We start from the raw sequence: 15,054 nt of genomic DNA, 5'->3' as shown, positions 1-15,054 counted from the left end.
ATGAAAAAGAATATGAAATCCTTTAAATCAGGTTTAGTAGGAATCTCTTTGGCACTCCTTTTGGTAGCTGGCTTTGTTGGCTGCACAGATTCTGGTGCGAAAAAAGAAGATAACCCATCTGCTCTACTTTACCTAGTCAACGCTGGTGGAAGTTTCAATGATGTTCAACAAGTTTGCCTCACAGCTTATATAGCGGCGAACTCTTGTGTTGGAGGAAAAGAATACTTCAACCCAGGAACAGGTTGTGCTTTAACTAAATTGGATGGCAAAACAAAAGATGATTTGCTTGCATTGAGAGAATGTGTCCTTAAAAAAGTTAATGACCCGATTCAACCATGTAACTTACCTCAGTTTACTTATGGCCTTGCTCAACAAGCTCTTGCGGGTGCTTTTGCAGCTTGTAACACTTCGTATACAACAACTGCCGGAACAACGGTAGATTTGACTGGATACTTAGTATACTAACCAATATTAAGTCAGGAGACAATCTCTCCTGACTATTTTTCGAATTTTGAATTCAAATCAATTCAACAAACAAAAAGAAACACAGTGTTACGGCTTTTTATATTCCACTCTTTCGACAAATGATCTTCTAAAGATCACAGTAATCTCTTTATCCGGAAGAGAATCTCCTGAAAACTTACTGATTGGTCTTTTATAAACCCAATACTCACGATCTCCACCATGTTTGACTTCATCTGGATCACCAATATATTCGCGAACAAAATTTCCATTTTTACCTGGTAATGTGTCCTTGATTTCTTTTCGAAGTTTCATACCTGCAAGTTGTTCTGCTGTTAGTTGGGCCAGAGCTTCTTCCCGTTTTTCATCTTCTGATTGGATGTCTTTTGCCGATTTGGACATAAATTCTCGACATTTGGTTTCGTCTTGAAATGTCTTCATACAATTTTCAAAAAGACTTTCTTGGTTTTTAACTTCTAACGTGCGTGCACATGAAGCAGTAACGAACAATACAATTAACACTAATGATCTGTTCACAAACCCTCCCATTATTACGCCTATAAAATTAAATGATTGATTTATTGAAAATCAATTATCGTTAGAAGTTAAGTGGAATTTTATTTCGTCCACTCTAGGAAGATATACTGTTTTATGTCAAAATTTCTCTCCCGGTTTTCCATTCAAACTAGACTCCTACTTTTGCCATTCCCACTCATTGTATCACTATTCATCATTCTGCTTATTTTAGTACGATCACTGAATGGAACGATTCAATTTGCCGAAAAAGAACAATTGGGAATCCATACTTTAAAACCAATTTATTTAGCTTATAGAGAAGGATTAGAAAGACTAAAAATCGGACAAGAAAACACGACTGATTTAATCCCACTGATAAAAGTAGCAAAAACAAAAATCAATGAAACGGAGTTACTGACTCAAGAAACGAAAGAACTAATTATTTGGGATAAATATACGAAAGTTAACTTTTTTGATCAGTCCACAGGCATTCGATTTCTTGGGGATACACAAGAGCTGGCTTTGAAAGTTGGTGACCTTTCAAACCTAATTCTTGATCCAGAAGTAAACTCTTACTACCAAATGGAGATTATATTCTTTAGAGTACCAGAAATCCTAAAGAATATTGCAGTTTTAAAAGGAATTGCTCGTGACGAATACACAAATACATCTAACCAAAATAAACAATACTCCAGTGTTAGCTATACAAAAGCATTGATAGCAATTAATATTATCGAGGCCACTTGCAACGAGATTCAAAAATCTTATACAAAATCTGTTGAAGACACTTCTCCTTATGAAAAAGAACTAATTGATGCAAAAACAACCGCAAAAACATCTTGTGAAAGCTACACACATGAACTAAAAGAAACCTTTATCATCAACACAGCAAAACCCTCTTCCTCAGAAAAATTGTTTACGACGATTCACAAAGGAACTTTGATCGCAGGGAATATTCAGGATCGTTCCATTGTAATACTTGAAAAATTAGTGAATGAACGTATTCAGATGTTGACCTTCCAGAGAAATACTAACATCCTTTTGGTTTTGTTTTCGCTACTTATTTCCATTATCTTTGTTATCTTTATTTTCAGAAGTATTAACAATCCTCTTATAACAGTTCTTTCTAAGGTAAATGAACTTTCAAGCGGAGAAGCAGACTTAACCAAAACCCTTCCCAACTTTGGCCAGAATGAAATTGGAAAAATTACCGAGTCCATCAATCTTTTTTTAACAAATCTCAATCATATCATGAATCAATTGAAAATTTCGGTAAGTGAAGCAGAAAAAGCTGCTTATAAATTAAAACAAGATGCAATCTCAGTTTCCGATAATGCTTCATCACTGGCATCTATCTCAGAAGAATCAGCAGCTTCATTGGAAGAACTCACAACCTCTTTTGAAATTATGTTTGAATTCATTACTAATGAAACTAAAAACATAGTAAAAATTACGGAAGAAATGAAAAATATTGAAGGATCTATTTCCAATATAGAAAAAGCACTTCTACAATTAACTGACCAGTCCATCACTTCCACAAACTTGGCAAACTTAGGAAATACATCGGTTCAAAATACAGACAACGCAATGTCAGAAATTCACTCTGTAACCAAAGAAATCACTGGAATTGTAGATCTTATTACTGAAATCTCAGAAAGAACCAACTTACTAGCATTAAATGCTAGTATTGAAGCGGCTCGCGCTGGAGATGCAGGTATGGGGTTTGCTGTTGTGGCAGAAGAAATATCAAAATTAGCTGACAAAACTCAATCTTCAGTCAAAAATATCAAACGTCTCATTGATAAAAGTAATTCTGTCGTCAACATTGGCGCAAATCATGTTCATGAAACCGTAAATGCATTAAGTGAAATTGTAGAACAATCAAAAAGAATGCAAGATAGTGTAGATGGTTTAAAAGAAGAAATGACTACGCAAACAAAAAGTTTAATTAATGTGACAACAGAATTAAACGGCTTACAAGAAATGGCAGAGACAATTGAATTCTCAAGCAGGGAACAGAAAAAAGCTTCCGAAGATATGGTAAATACAATCAACACTCTATCCGGTAGTGCTCAAGAATTGGCAAACAATTCGGAAGACTTGAACCAAGTGAGCCAAAAAATTGGAGAAATTGCGGGAACCATTGCGACTGTCACAAATTCCTTTCATACTCACTAACAAACGCTAGACTTTATGCCTAAAAACTATCAGACTAAAAGTTGAAGTTTTCAGAAATTCAAAAAAACCGAATCAAAAAATAGAATTGATAGATTGGGCCGGGGTTCCCTGTTTGGTTCCTATGTCCTCATCCCCATCTCAAAAGAATAAAAAACTAATGAAAGAAAAACTTATTTTTTTCATTTTTTTTACAATACACATAACTTCGATTAGCTGTAATTCCCAACCACAAACTAACGAACAACAAAACTCTAGTTTAAATATACTTCTAGTTTACTTGACCTCAAATCTCGTAAATGCCACCGAACTACAAACAGTTGCGAGAAAAAAAATTGGTATCCTTCCTAATTACATCCCAGGTTCGGAATCAGATTCAATTGAAAAAATCGCTTTGGGGAACAAACTATTTAGGGATAACAAACTTTCTTCCAATCATGTTCAATCCTGCCTCACTTGTCATCCGTTAGATGGGAATGCAGCAGGAATGGATCGACAATCGACCTCAAGAGGAACATTTGGCCAAATAGGGAAAAGAAACACTCCAACCATTCTTAATGTTGGTTTTTTACCGTTCCTTTTTTGGGATGGAAGACGAGACACATTGTACAACCAAGCGATTGATCCATTTATCAATCCATTAGAAATGTCGTTACCATCTGATACAGAATTATTAACGCGAGTCCAAAACGACTCAAGTTATACTTCTTTTTTTGCGAATGCATTTCCGGATTCTCCAAGCCCAAGCCTTCATTCCATTCGTCTTGCCCTAGTTGCATTTGAAAGATCACTTGTTTCAAAATCTCGATTCGATGATTTTGTTGAATCAAATGTACAAGCACTTGAAAACAATGAAATAGAAGGACTCCGAATATTTTTAGACGTAGGATGTAACAACTGTCATACCAAAAATCTACTCGGTGGATCACAATTTTCAAAGTTAGATTCAAAATATACTTACAATCCGAATGATTTTGGCCGATCAGAATTTACCGGAAACCCTGCTGACAATTTTTTCTTTAAAGTTCCTCCGTTACGTAACGTAGCATTGACTCCACCTTATTTTCACGATGGCAGTGTTCCTACATTGAAAGAAGCAGTGAAGAGAATGAACCAGTACAATCTGAACCGTAACATTACTGATTCAGAAATTGATTTGATTGTTTCATTCCTAAAATCTTTATCAGATAAAACAAAGACAAACTAAATGATTTGACAAATAATATCGTGCTTGGAACTCTGGCATTACCTTCAGGGAGGAAACAGGTGAAAGTCCTGTGCTGACCCGCAACTGTGATGCACCAATTATAGTTTAAACTATATTAGGTGATAAGCCAGATCTTCCCCGCAATGTTTTCTCGTGGATTGGGAACTTTGCACACTTACAACTTTCTGTATCAACAGATATTGTAAAGGGGCCCCGAAGGTAAACTCGGGGCACCCGTATGGAAAAAACACTACTTACATATCTATCTATAGATTTTAAGATTTCACGTCTTCTGACTTGGATAAACCTATTTCCTGTCCGTGTTCCCCTAAATTCAAACCAAGATTTAGGAGAATCTAAATGAAAACTTCATTCAAACTAACAATCGTAATGTTGTTTGCGCTTTTTATCACAGCATGTGCGGATAGTGGCAAAGTAGACAAATCGGTAGCTGATAATAATTTAGTATTAGGATTATTGAAAACAGCAGAGTCATCGGCAAAAGAAGCTGGCCAAATTGAAATTAGAGGAACATATTTTCAAGGAAGCTGTAATGCTGGAACATGTACCACTCCAGGTTCCAACACTGTTTCAATCCAATCCAATTTCGGAACCACTACAGGATATTTATACGTTGATTATGTAAATGGTACAGGCACTTCAACATATCGAGTCAACGCTGAAATCGTAGAATTTAGCAACACAGAACGAGTGCTTTATTACAAACCAAAAAACAGTGCAAACATTTCGGCTCTCATATGGACAATCACTGCTGAAAATGAAATTTTAATTTGCGATGTATTTAACGGCAAACCATCATTAGCTGAAACTAAAACAGATCTGACTTCCAGAAAAGCATCTGGAACAGTTCATACTACAAATCCCAAAGCAGCAGGCTGCAATGGTTCATTTGCATTTAATTTCTTAACTAGAACTTTTTAAATTTAAAAATTTTGCCTTTATTCATTCGGATAAAGGCAAATAGGAGACTATTCGTGGGTCCGTTTCAAACAAAATCTATATTATTCATGTTCTTTATCACTTCAACATTATGGCAATGCTCTGAGAAAGAAAATAATAATGACCTCTTATTACCATTATTAGCGCTACCACTAACAAACTCTTCTTCTGTGGGTCCGTGCCCACCAACAACTCTCCCAACAACAATTCCCATTGCCAATACTGTTGTCTCAGCTAATTCCACAGTCAGCGGATTTAACGTTTCATCTAAGGCAATCAACGGAATTTGCGGTGGCGGCGAATTTTCCGGATCATTGGATGTTTACGCATTAAATTTAACAGGAGCCGGTGCGACAATTGTTCTATCATGGGCAGGAAAGACGGTTAAAAACGTTACTGGAATTGATTTTATAGTATATGAAAATCCATTCAGAGTTTCTGAAACTAGCGATCGTTATGCGTTTGATCCAATGGTGGTTCAAGTTTCTTTTGATGGAACAAACTATTGTGGATTTGATTTGAGTGGATTCAACCCATCAACAGCAGATAGCAATAAAATTTCTTCTTGGCCGGGATTCGGTGGCCTTCGACCTGTTCTTTACAATATGGCCACAAAACCATTCAGTTTGGATGAATTGTTTACAACTACAAATGGTTTTTTAGTCGGCGGTGGTGATGGATTCAATCTTGATGATTTAATCGTTGGTGGACCCGGTGCCAATTGTGATACGACAGCTCGTACAAATATCCAAACCAATGGATTTAAATTTATTAAAATGATTTCTGCTTCAGCGGTTACAAATCCAAATACAGGATTAGGTTATGTATATCCACATTCATATAACAATGGACCGGATATCGATGGAGTGGTTGCTAAATCTGTTGAATGATTAAAATCAATCATTCAATGAAACAAATCAATTCAATCTTAAAGTTAAACGACAATTTATTTTCGATACTGAATCAAATTAAGATCATAATTTAAAAAATCCAACTCATTCCTGATTAGTTATTCAGACTAATTAGTCAGTAAGAATTGGATTATTATTTTTTGTTTCTAGAAAGAAGTAATACCTTTTACTTCTTTCTTCGACTCGATTTTCTTTCGGATCCACCACCGGAACTAGTAGTGGAAGATACTTGAGGTTTGGTTTTGCTAGTTTTAACTTCATTCCCAAACATATCAACTTCTGCTCTTTGTTCCTCACCAATCTTTTTGTATTCTTTCGGTGAAGATACATCTTGATTGCGATCGGAATCCGTTACTTCAATTCTTAACAAGAAGGATACTACTTCATTTTTAAGATTTTCAACCAATTGATCAAACATCTTAAAACCTTGGAGTTTGTATTCGATCAATGGATTTTTTTCACCATAACCAACTGTCCAAATCCCTTCTTTTAAATGATCCATTGCATAAAGGTGTTCTTTCCATCTATGATCCAGAATGTCCAAAAATACATTCCTTTCAATTGATCTCCAAACTTCTTCACCAATAGAAGAAACTTTAAATTCATACAGGTTTTTTACTAATTTGGATACTATCTCAAATACTTTTAGTTGGGGATTTGATTCTTTTTTAAATTGTTTTGAGTCAATCGAATCAGAAATTCCCAAACTTTGTAACCATTCGTTCAGTGAATCTGTTTCCCAAGCGTCTACATTGTTGCCTTCACAATAAAGGATCACTTGGTTTTCAACAACTTCGTCAAAGAAATCAACAATGGTTCGTGACATGTTTCCTTTGTCCAAAAGTTCATTACGAATTCCGTAGATATAAATCCTTTGGCGATTCATAACATCATCATACTCTAACAAATGTTTTCTGATATCAAAGTTATGACCTTCCACTCGTTTCTGGGCACGCGCGATCGCATTAGAGACCATACTATGCTCCAACTCTTGGCCTTCCGGCATCTTGAGAGTATCCATAATACGGGCAATACGATCTGATCCAAAAATTCGCATCAAATCATCTTGTAAGGATAAATAAAATCTTGAAGAACCCGGGTCTCCCTGTCTACCAGATCGCCCACGAAGCTGGTTATCAATCCGGCGCGATTCATGTCGTTCGGAACCAATAATATGCAATCCACCAGCGGCAATGACAAAGTCATGATCCACTTTCCATTTTTTGGCTTCTGTTAGAATTTTATTACATTCTTTTTTGATGTTTTCATTTTTGATTTCAGAAGTTTTAGCTTCAGCCTCTTCAAACTTTTGTTTGATTAAATGCTCACGAAAGCTGTAAATCACTTCTAATTCTGATTTTGTTTTAATTCCTAATGAATCGCTTAGATCATCTAGTTTTTCTAAATCTTCTTTGTACTTTGGTGCACCACCAAGAACAATATCCGTTCCTCGACCAGCCATGTTTGTTGCAATGGTAATGGCTCCTGGACGACCTGCATTGGCTACAATTTCGGATTCTCGTTCATGTTGCTTTGCATTTAATACGTTATGCGGAATTCCATGAGATATGAGAAGTTTTGAGAGAACTTCTGATTTTTCAATAGAGATAGTTCCCACAAGCACTGGTTGTTTTTTTGAGACTTTTTCTTGGATGTCTTTGACCACTGCATCAAATTTTTCACGTTCCGTTTTGTAAACTCTGTCTGCCATATCCAATCGTTGGATTTTCAAATTAGAAGGAATGACAATGACATCTAAATTATAGATTTTTTTAAATTCTTCTGCTTCCGTGTCCGCAGTTCCTGTCATACCAGCTAACTTCTTATAAATGCGGAAATAATTTTGGAAAGTAATGGATGCTAAAGTCTGGGACTCACGAGCAATTGGCACACCTTCTTTTGCTTCTAAGGACTGATGTAATCCGTCAGAATAACGACGACCTTTCATCAATCGACCAGTGAACTCATCCACAATGATGACTTCTCCGTCTTGTACTACATAATCTTTATCTCTATAAAATATCTTATGCGCTTTGAGTGCTTGTTGAACGTGGTGAACAAGTTCGATGTTTTCAGCTTGGTACAAGTTTTCAACACCCAACAACTCTTCCACATGGTGGACACCGGCCTCGGATAAAATTACATTTTTTGCTTTTTCATCGATCTCATAGTCTTCCCCTTCGATGAGTTTAGGGATAATTTTATTCACTTTAAGATATTTGTCTGTGGACTCTTCGGCTGGGCCAGAAATGATCAGAGGGGTTCTTGCTTCATCCACTAAAATGGAATCCACCTCATCCACAATTGCAAAGTTATGTTGTCTTTGAACACGGTGTTCTTTGTAACTCACCATATTATCGCGCAAATAATCAAATCCAAACTCATTATTAGTTCCATAAGTAATATCTGAATTATAAGCAATTTTTCTTTCTTCATGATCCATATCATGTTGGATGATACCTACAGAAACTTTTAAAAACTCAAATACAGGACGCATCCAATTGGCATCCCGTTTTGCTAAATAATCGTTTACCGTAACAACATGAACCCCATCGTCAGAAAGTGCATTTAAATAAATGGGTAAGGTTGAAGTTAAGGTTTTACCTTCACCCGTTTTCATCTCAGAAATATTTCCCCAATGTAAAGAAATACCACCCATCATCTGTACATCAAAATGACGCATACCTAAAGTTCGATAAGCAACTTCGCGAACAGTTGCAAATGCTTCTGGCAAAATATCATCGAGAGTTTCACCAGAGGAAAGTCTTTCTTTAAACTTTTTGGTTTGTGCGGACAACATTTCATCGTCCATAGCTTTGATTGTCGGCTCAAAAGAATTGATAGCATCCACGATTGGATTTAATCTTTTTAAATCCCTTTCATACTTACTGCCGAATAAAATTGTTAATATTTTTTGAAACATACCGAGTCCGTTATAATTTTATAATATTTCGAAATATAGTATTAGCAGTTTCTGCCATTACCTTTTGTTTACTTTCAATCTCAGAAAAATCACCATTACCTTTTGCTATAAAATCTTTATGGACAGACTGCCATACACGAAGCATCTCTAAAGTTGGTTCTAAATGAGTTTGGAAAGCAAAAACTTTGTTTTTATATGAAAACATTTGGTTTGCATAAAAATCACTCGCAAGCAAATGTTCTGCTCCTACTGGAATATCAAATATATCTTCATGAAGATGAAAAGCAAGGATCGATTCTTTTTGAATTCCATTAAAAATTGTATGTTCTGGTTTTAATAAATGTAAATCAGAGAATCCCGTTTCAGGACCCTTTGTCCCTGGCCGAACATTGGCACCTAACGCCTTCGCAATGATTTGAGAACCCAAACAAATTCCAATTAATTTTTTATTAGGTAAGGCAACCACATTGTTCACAATGTCATAATAAGGTTTAAAAAATTCTTGTTCTTCAGGATCGGCAACCGACTGAGGGCCACCTAACATCACAATTAAATCAAAATTCAAATGAATTTCTGGCATCAAATGAATACGTTTGTCATATGCATTTTGATAACTGATCCGATACCCGGCTTCACGAAGTAGTGGCTCTAGAATTCCTGGCCCCTCACAATCGATAAATCTTATGAATACTGCTCTCATAATGATTCCATTCCAAATTGATAACGAAAGAAATTAAACTTTGCATCCTTTCGAATGACTTCGGGAGATGTTTGTTCCGAAATGGATCCCAAAAAATTATAATACAACCGCATGGGTTTGGTAGCGAACAACATAGTCTCCGGTGTTCCTGTGATCAAACTCCCTTCTTTGACACGGAAAGGTGGTTTCATAAACACAATGGGAACTCGGATATTTCTATTTTTGATTTCTGTTTCCATTCTTGTTTTTGCCAACTGATATACTTCGCCAAACGGACGTTCATCGGTTATATCGGAAACAATTTGGTAAGGGTCGACAACCATGTATAAAGCTTTCGAAGGAAAGCGGCTTTCGATTTCTGCATGCAGAAGATTGAGTGCCGGTATCTCTTTCCAACAAGGAACACAATCGGGTGAGTATACATTGATGGCAATTTCCTCTTTTTCCAATTGGGAAAAAGAAATTTCAGCACCAGAGGCGGTAAGTCCGGCCCAAGACTCCTCTCCAAAATAAGAAGATTTCGCCGGGGCACAGCTAATGAGACATAAACTAACAGTTAAGATGAGGGAGGCTTTCATAAATCCCATATGTTGGACGGTCCTTCCCCATGGTTTGGACTAGGAGAAGGTCTGTAAAGCCAGTTTTCGAACTTTCCCTTGACATCTGACCCCCACCCCTCAGTCTGGTCTAACATTCCACTCACTTCCTCCAGGGAATCAAAGAAAATGAGCCAATCGCACAAAGAAGACTTCGATATCGTATCCTTAATAGAACTTTGCCGGGAAAAAAAATACGAAACTTGCGTGGCCGGTTTCAGCACGATCGACAAAATTGATAAGATCACTCTCCCTAAAAAATTAAAAAACCGTAAACTGACAGTGCAGGCTTTATATGCGCTGACAAATGATATGGTGCAGTGGAAATACCTTTCCTCTGAAGAAAAAGCTCTTCTCCAAGCAGAAAAAGATAAACTGGCAGGTGTTACATCCACAGCAGGAACTTCTTTTGCTCCTCATGCAGAAGAAGATATCGAAGAAGATTTTATCCCTGAAGAAGAAGCTCGTAAACCAGAACTTGAAGATGGTTTCGAAGACGAATTTGGTGATGATTCTGAGGACGAAGAAGAAGAAGAGGATGATGACGATTTCGACGACGACTCTGATGACGATGATGATTCAGACGAGGATGATGAGGACTAGAGGTTACTCCCATTCCTCTAATCCCTCACTTTCAAAACAACCTTCTCTATAACTTTCAAACTTCCGATCATTTTTATCTACATTCAAAAGTCTCCCCTGAAAAGGAGGCTTTGCGATTTCTTTCGACATTCAGTTTTGATTCCATTCCCGTTGTCCTTGGTCTCGGTGCCTTACATGCCGTAAGATCTTTCATTGCCAATCCGAACCATCCCATCATTATCTTTTGGGAACCAGAAAAAGAAGTTTATGAATTGAATGAATTCCAATCGGAACTTGAAGATCTAAAAAACCAAGCCAAGGCCCAGGGTTGTTATTTATTTTGTCTCACAGGAACAACTCCAAATTGGGCGGACCTCAAAACCATAGTCAAAAACACCCAAACGGCAGCAAATTCATCCCAATCCAAATGGAGGTTGTACATATCGCCAAGTTATGAACGTTTTTTTTCAGACTTGGTATCGATTTGCAAAAACAATTTTCAATCGCAGTTTGTTTCTAATGAAATCAATCAAAACACCATCCAACATTTCAGTAAGTTATGGACTCATAATTATTTAAAAAATAGAACCGGTCTGTTTTATAACGATACTAGCATCCGATGGTTTCAATCCTTCTCAGGTGAAAAAACATCTATTTTATTTTTGGGTGCGAGTCCTGGATTAGAAATCGATCTTCCCACCATCCAAAAATACAGGTCATCCTTTCTCATTTTTGCCAGTGATACTTCTATCGGTTATCTTTTGCCAAACGGTATTGTTCCTGATTATATTGTTTCTTTTGATTCTGGCCGAGGAACAACCTACCATTTTTTAACAGAAATTCCATCAAATATCCCCATCATTACTTGGTTAGGTGGAGCACCCTTTATTTTTGAACTAAAAAATCCAAAAATTTTGGTCAATACGGGTCACCCACTCGATCAAATCCAGGAACATCTATTTCAAACTGGATTGGGAAAAAAATGGCCACATTATTCCAACTCTAGTTTGAATTTAATGGGGATAGTTTTGTCGATTACAGACCAGATAAAAAATAGAGAATTTTTTGTAAGTGGGGTCAGTTATATTGCAGAGCGTGGAAAATCCCATTGCACAGGAACTGGATACGAACGGTTTTATCTTCCAACCACGAATCGAAAAAAAAGTTTAGAATTAACCACCAAACGTTTGTATTCTGGTGAACGAAAAGGCAAAAATCAAATTGCCTGGGAACAAATGAATCAAAAGGAATCTACTTTAAAGATTCAAAATCTCAAAGAAGCAAATGGATCAAATCTACCATCCAAGCCAAAAGCAGAACATTTCCTCGAATCGTTTCAGGGTTTTCCCCCATCTATTTCGGATCTGGCAAAGTGGGCTAACCAAGACCAATCCGGAATCATTCATAGAAAAACTCTTACCACTTGGTTGCGGTTTTCACTAAGTTAAGCTCCGAATAGAACTGGTATTTCTTGTAGATTCCACTCTGCTCGTTCTTTGTTTGCGGGAATTTGGTCAAAACCTTTTGTTTTTTTGGATTTCCCCTTAGGTCTTCTTTCCATATCCTCTAAAATTTTTTCTAACCTCTCTTGCATAAGCAAATGCAAATTCATTTGGTCTAACATTTCCATAGTGATTTCCTCCACTGATGTTCTCACTATACAATTTCCCTGGGACAAAATAGAAATTAGATGGGAAAAAAATATCTATTGCGTCCAAAAGAAATTAAAATATAAGAGTGTTACGGGAAAAGACGTTTGTGAATTTTCAAGATATTATTTCTCAATTAGAGACTGCAAAAGAATCCAGAATTAACTTTTACTTTGTTACAGAAGAACAAAATCAGGAGATATACGCATTGCTTGTCCATGTAATGGGGTATATGGACAAACTCTATTTAGTAGAAGTTATCTTTACCGTCCTAAAAGAACTCCTCATGAATGCCAATAAGGCAAATGCAAAACGCGATTACTTTTCCCGTGAAAATTTAGACATCCAAAATGCTGGTGATTATGCGAAAGGAATGTCCCGATTCCAAGAAAACATCATCATGAAATGGAATGAACAATTGGATCGTTTGGAAGGCGGAAATTACTACATCAGTTTACTGATGAAAGTAGAAGGAAAGTCCATCCACTTTGCTGTAGAAAACAATGCACCAATCACCAAAGAAGAACTAGCACGGATTAATCGAAGGATCGAAGTGGCAAAGAACTACAACGATCTGTCAGATGCTTTCACTGATGTATCGGACAGTACAGAATCGGCAGGTTTAGGATTAGTACTGATTCAACTCCTTTTAAAAAATTCAGGAATTGGTTCTGAAAAATTCAAAATCTTTACAAATGACAAAATAACACGCGCTACTCTATCTGTTCCCGAAGTTACAACCCCTGTCGAAATCCAAACAGATCTAAAAACAAAACTTCTAAATGAAATAGATGGATTGCCTCCACTACCGCATTCACTTACAAAAATCATTCAACTTTGTAACAATCCTGATTCTGACTTACATATGATTTCTCAAGAAATCGAAAGAAATCCGGCGCTTTCTGCTGATCTATTAAAACTATCCAACTCTGCCTTTTTTGCAAATCGAAGCCAAGTCAGTTCCATCTTACAAGCTGTCAAAGTTGTTGGCCTAAAGAATTTACGAAACCTACTCTATGTTTCTGGAGTCCGTAAAATTATGGATGGTCAATATGGAAAGATGATGGATGTTTGGGACCATTCCAGCCGATGCAGTTATTACGCGCGTTATTTGGCGACAGAAAACAATCATACAAATAAAATTGCAGATATCATTGCCGTCAGTGCCTTGTTACACGATATAGGAAAGTTCCTTTTACTTTCTGTGGACCGAGGTTTTTTCAAAAAAATCGAAACCTACCAAAGAGGAGTCGATTCTGGAAACTCAACTCTTTTAGAAGAGATGGCCATTGGACTTAGCCACCCGCAACTCGGGGCCCTTCTTGCTGAAAAATGGGAATTCCCTCTCGACCTTCGTGTTGCCATCGAATACCATCACAAACCATTTTTGGCGCCTGCCGAACTACGTGATCTTGTCGAAGTCATTTATATGGCCAATATGATGGCAGATTATCATGAGCAGAAAAAAGGTTTTTATGCCATTGACAAAATCCTACTCGCAAAATTTAATTTAGATAATATCGATGTGTTCTCTGCTGCAGTGAATAAAATCGAACTTCTATTTAAAAAATCGAATGAGTGAAGTGATTCGTTTTGATTCTGTTTCGTTTGTAAGAACTGACAAAAAAATTTTAGACCAAGTTCATTTTTCCTTAAACCAAGGTGATTCTCTTGCTATCATCGGAAGAAACGGTGCGGGAAAAACAACACTCATCAATTTACTGTTTGGTTATTCCTGGCCCACGACTGGCTCCATTTCTGCTTTTGGCGAGACCTATGGTGAAACTCCGATGGCACCTTTACAAAATCGAATTGGTATGGTGCAACCAGGCCACCAAGAAACCTTACTACAACGGCTTACCACCTTTGAAATGGTTTTAACTGGGGTCATCGGAACTCTTGGACTTTATAAAGATCCAACAAAAGAACAAGAAAAAACCGCAGAATCTTTGTTAGCTTCCATTGGTTTAATTCATAAAAAAAATCAAATATATTCTACACTCTCTTCCGGGGAAAAAATGAAGGTTCTATTGTTAAGAGCTTTCGGCGTGGGAAAAGAAATTTTGGTTTTAGATGAACCGACTGCGACCTTAGACATTACAGCAAGAACCGATTTTGGAAAGTCATTGGCCCAATTAAAAAACGGAAATCCCCATCTCACAAGAATTCTCATCACCCATAGAATCGAAGAAATCCCAGAAGATTTTTCCAAAATACTTTTGTTAAAAGAAGGAAAGGTCATTAGTTTTGGAGAAAAAGCTGAAGTTTTAACAGATCAAAACTTATCTAATCTGTATGATCTAGACTTACAAGTGAACGTAAAAAAAGGACAGTATTCCGTTACTGTCCTTTCTTAAAGAAATCAAATTTCTC

14 protein-coding genes and 1 riboswitch are annotated in these 15,054 nt (G+C 36.8%); of the genes, 9 read left to right on the top strand and 5 right to left on the bottom strand.

What is annotated here, in order from left to right:
• A complete protein-coding gene (locus EHR01_RS10040) occupies positions 1 to 465 on the top strand; it encodes a hypothetical protein (RefSeq protein ID WP_135694674.1) in 465 nt (154 codons plus the stop codon).
• A gap of 87 nt (positions 466 to 552) precedes the next feature.
• Here the strand turns inward: EHR01_RS10040 and EHR01_RS10035 are convergent, their stop codons facing one another.
• Complete coding sequence (locus tag EHR01_RS10035) at positions 553 to 903, bottom strand: CIA30 family protein (protein ID WP_244310060.1); 351 nt, start codon at positions 901 to 903, stop codon at positions 553 to 555.
• A gap of 210 nt (positions 904 to 1,113) precedes the next feature.
• Here EHR01_RS10035 and EHR01_RS10030 point away from each other — a divergent pair, with 210 nt between their 5' ends.
• The 4 genes from EHR01_RS10030 to EHR01_RS10015 all read left to right on the top strand — a co-directional run bounded on the left by EHR01_RS10030 (position 1,114) and on the right by EHR01_RS10015 (position 6,210).
• Complete coding sequence (locus EHR01_RS10030; RefSeq protein ID WP_135694651.1) at positions 1,114 to 3,156, top strand: methyl-accepting chemotaxis protein; 2,043 nt, start codon at positions 1,114 to 1,116, stop codon at positions 3,154 to 3,156.
• A 277-nt stretch (positions 3,157 to 3,433) separates the two neighbouring features.
• Complete coding sequence (locus EHR01_RS10025) at positions 3,434 to 4,360, top strand: cytochrome-c peroxidase (protein WP_244310059.1); 927 nt, start codon at positions 3,434 to 3,436, stop codon at positions 4,358 to 4,360.
• Positions 4,361 to 4,368: 8 nt separating this feature from the next.
• Positions 4,369 to 4,515, top strand: a riboswitch (cobalamin riboswitch).
• Between the two features lie 205 nt (positions 4,516 to 4,720).
• Entirely contained in the window at positions 4,721 to 5,302 is a 582-nt protein-coding gene (locus tag EHR01_RS10020; RefSeq protein WP_135694649.1) for a hypothetical protein, read from the top strand.
• 86 nt (positions 5,303 to 5,388) lie between these two features.
• Complete coding sequence (locus EHR01_RS10015; protein WP_244310058.1) at positions 5,389 to 6,210, top strand: LIC_13355 family lipoprotein; 822 nt, start codon at positions 5,389 to 5,391, stop codon at positions 6,208 to 6,210.
• Positions 6,211 to 6,397: 187 nt separating this feature from the next.
• On the opposite strand, the gene secA is transcribed toward EHR01_RS10015, so the two are convergent.
• The 3 genes from secA to EHR01_RS10000 are packed head-to-tail and all read right to left on the bottom strand — an operon-like array spanning position 6,398 to position 10,432.
• A complete protein-coding gene (gene secA / locus EHR01_RS10010; protein ID WP_135694647.1) occupies positions 6,398 to 9,154 on the bottom strand; it encodes a preprotein translocase subunit SecA in 2,757 nt (918 codons plus the stop codon).
• 10 nt (positions 9,155 to 9,164) lie between these two features.
• Positions 9,165 to 9,854, bottom strand: coding sequence for a type 1 glutamine amidotransferase (locus EHR01_RS10005; RefSeq protein ID WP_135694646.1), 690 nt, complete (start codon positions 9,852 to 9,854; stop codon positions 9,165 to 9,167).
• Positions 9,851 to 10,432: a TlpA family protein disulfide reductase gene (locus EHR01_RS10000; RefSeq protein ID WP_244310057.1), complete on the bottom strand. Its 582-nt coding sequence runs from the start codon at positions 10,430 to 10,432 to the stop codon at positions 9,851 to 9,853. Before EHR01_RS10000 ends, EHR01_RS10005 begins: the two co-directional genes overlap by 4 nt.
• 147 nt (positions 10,433 to 10,579) lie before the next feature.
• Between EHR01_RS10000 and EHR01_RS09995 the strand changes: the two genes are divergently transcribed.
• Both EHR01_RS09995 and EHR01_RS09990 read left to right on the top strand, forming a co-directional pair.
• Positions 10,580 to 11,053, top strand: a complete 474-nt coding sequence (locus EHR01_RS09995; protein WP_135694644.1) for a DNA primase — start codon at positions 10,580 to 10,582, stop codon at positions 11,051 to 11,053.
• A 110-nt stretch (positions 11,054 to 11,163) separates the two neighbouring features.
• Positions 11,164 to 12,480, top strand: coding sequence for a 6-hydroxymethylpterin diphosphokinase MptE-like protein (locus EHR01_RS09990; RefSeq protein ID WP_135694643.1), 1,317 nt, complete (start codon positions 11,164 to 11,166; stop codon positions 12,478 to 12,480).
• Here EHR01_RS09990 and EHR01_RS09985 read toward each other — a convergent pair.
• A complete protein-coding gene (locus EHR01_RS09985; RefSeq protein WP_238837837.1) occupies positions 12,477 to 12,689 on the bottom strand; it encodes a hypothetical protein in 213 nt (70 codons plus the stop codon). The genes EHR01_RS09990 and EHR01_RS09985 overlap by 4 nt on opposite strands.
• 101 nt (positions 12,690 to 12,790) lie before the next feature.
• Between EHR01_RS09985 and EHR01_RS09980 the strand changes: the two genes are divergently transcribed.
• A complete protein-coding gene (locus EHR01_RS09980; RefSeq protein ID WP_040917314.1) occupies positions 12,791 to 14,263 on the top strand; it encodes an HDOD domain-containing protein in 1,473 nt (490 codons plus the stop codon).
• A complete protein-coding gene (locus tag EHR01_RS09975) occupies positions 14,256 to 15,038 on the top strand; it encodes an ABC transporter ATP-binding protein (protein ID WP_135694642.1) in 783 nt (260 codons plus the stop codon). The genes EHR01_RS09980 and EHR01_RS09975 overlap by 8 nt, the downstream gene beginning before the upstream one ends.
• Positions 15,039 to 15,054 lie beyond the last annotated feature (16 nt).

Source organism: Leptospira mtsangambouensis (genome assembly GCF_004770475.1).
Classification (GTDB): domain Bacteria; phylum Spirochaetota; class Leptospiria; order Leptospirales; family Leptospiraceae; genus Leptospira_A; species Leptospira_A mtsangambouensis.
The sequence above is the reverse complement of the archived record's forward strand: the minus strand, read 5'-3'. Positions and strand labels throughout refer to the sequence as shown.

What these genes read in the sequence shown, in the direction of transcription:
- EHR01_RS10040 (WP_135694674.1), top strand. Translation starts at nt 1, where the DNA reads ATGAAAAAGAATATGAAATCCTTTAAATCAGGTTTAGTAGGAATCTCT.
- EHR01_RS10035 (WP_244310060.1), bottom strand. Translation starts at nt 903, where the DNA reads ATGAAGACATTTCAAGACGAAACCAAATGTCGAGAATTTATGTCCAAA.
- EHR01_RS10030 (WP_135694651.1), top strand. Translation starts at nt 1,114, where the DNA reads ATGTCAAAATTTCTCTCCCGGTTTTCCATTCAAACTAGACTCCTACTT.
- EHR01_RS10020 (WP_135694649.1), top strand. Translation starts at nt 4,721, where the DNA reads ATGAAAACTTCATTCAAACTAACAATCGTAATGTTGTTTGCGCTTTTT.
- EHR01_RS10015 (WP_244310058.1), top strand. Translation starts at nt 5,389, where the DNA reads ATGTTCTTTATCACTTCAACATTATGGCAATGCTCTGAGAAAGAAAAT.
- secA (WP_135694647.1), bottom strand. Translation starts at nt 9,154, where the DNA reads ATGTTTCAAAAAATATTAACAATTTTATTCGGCAGTAAGTATGAAAGG.
- EHR01_RS10005 (WP_135694646.1), bottom strand. Translation starts at nt 9,854, where the DNA reads ATGAGAGCAGTATTCATAAGATTTATCGATTGTGAGGGGCCAGGAATT.
- EHR01_RS10000 (WP_244310057.1), bottom strand. Translation starts at nt 10,432, where the DNA reads ATGAAAGCCTCCCTCATCTTAACTGTTAGTTTATGTCTCATTAGCTGT.
- EHR01_RS09995 (WP_135694644.1), top strand. Translation starts at nt 10,580, where the DNA reads ATGAGCCAATCGCACAAAGAAGACTTCGATATCGTATCCTTAATAGAA.
- EHR01_RS09975 (WP_135694642.1), top strand. Translation starts at nt 14,256, where the DNA reads ATGAGTGAAGTGATTCGTTTTGATTCTGTTTCGTTTGTAAGAACTGAC.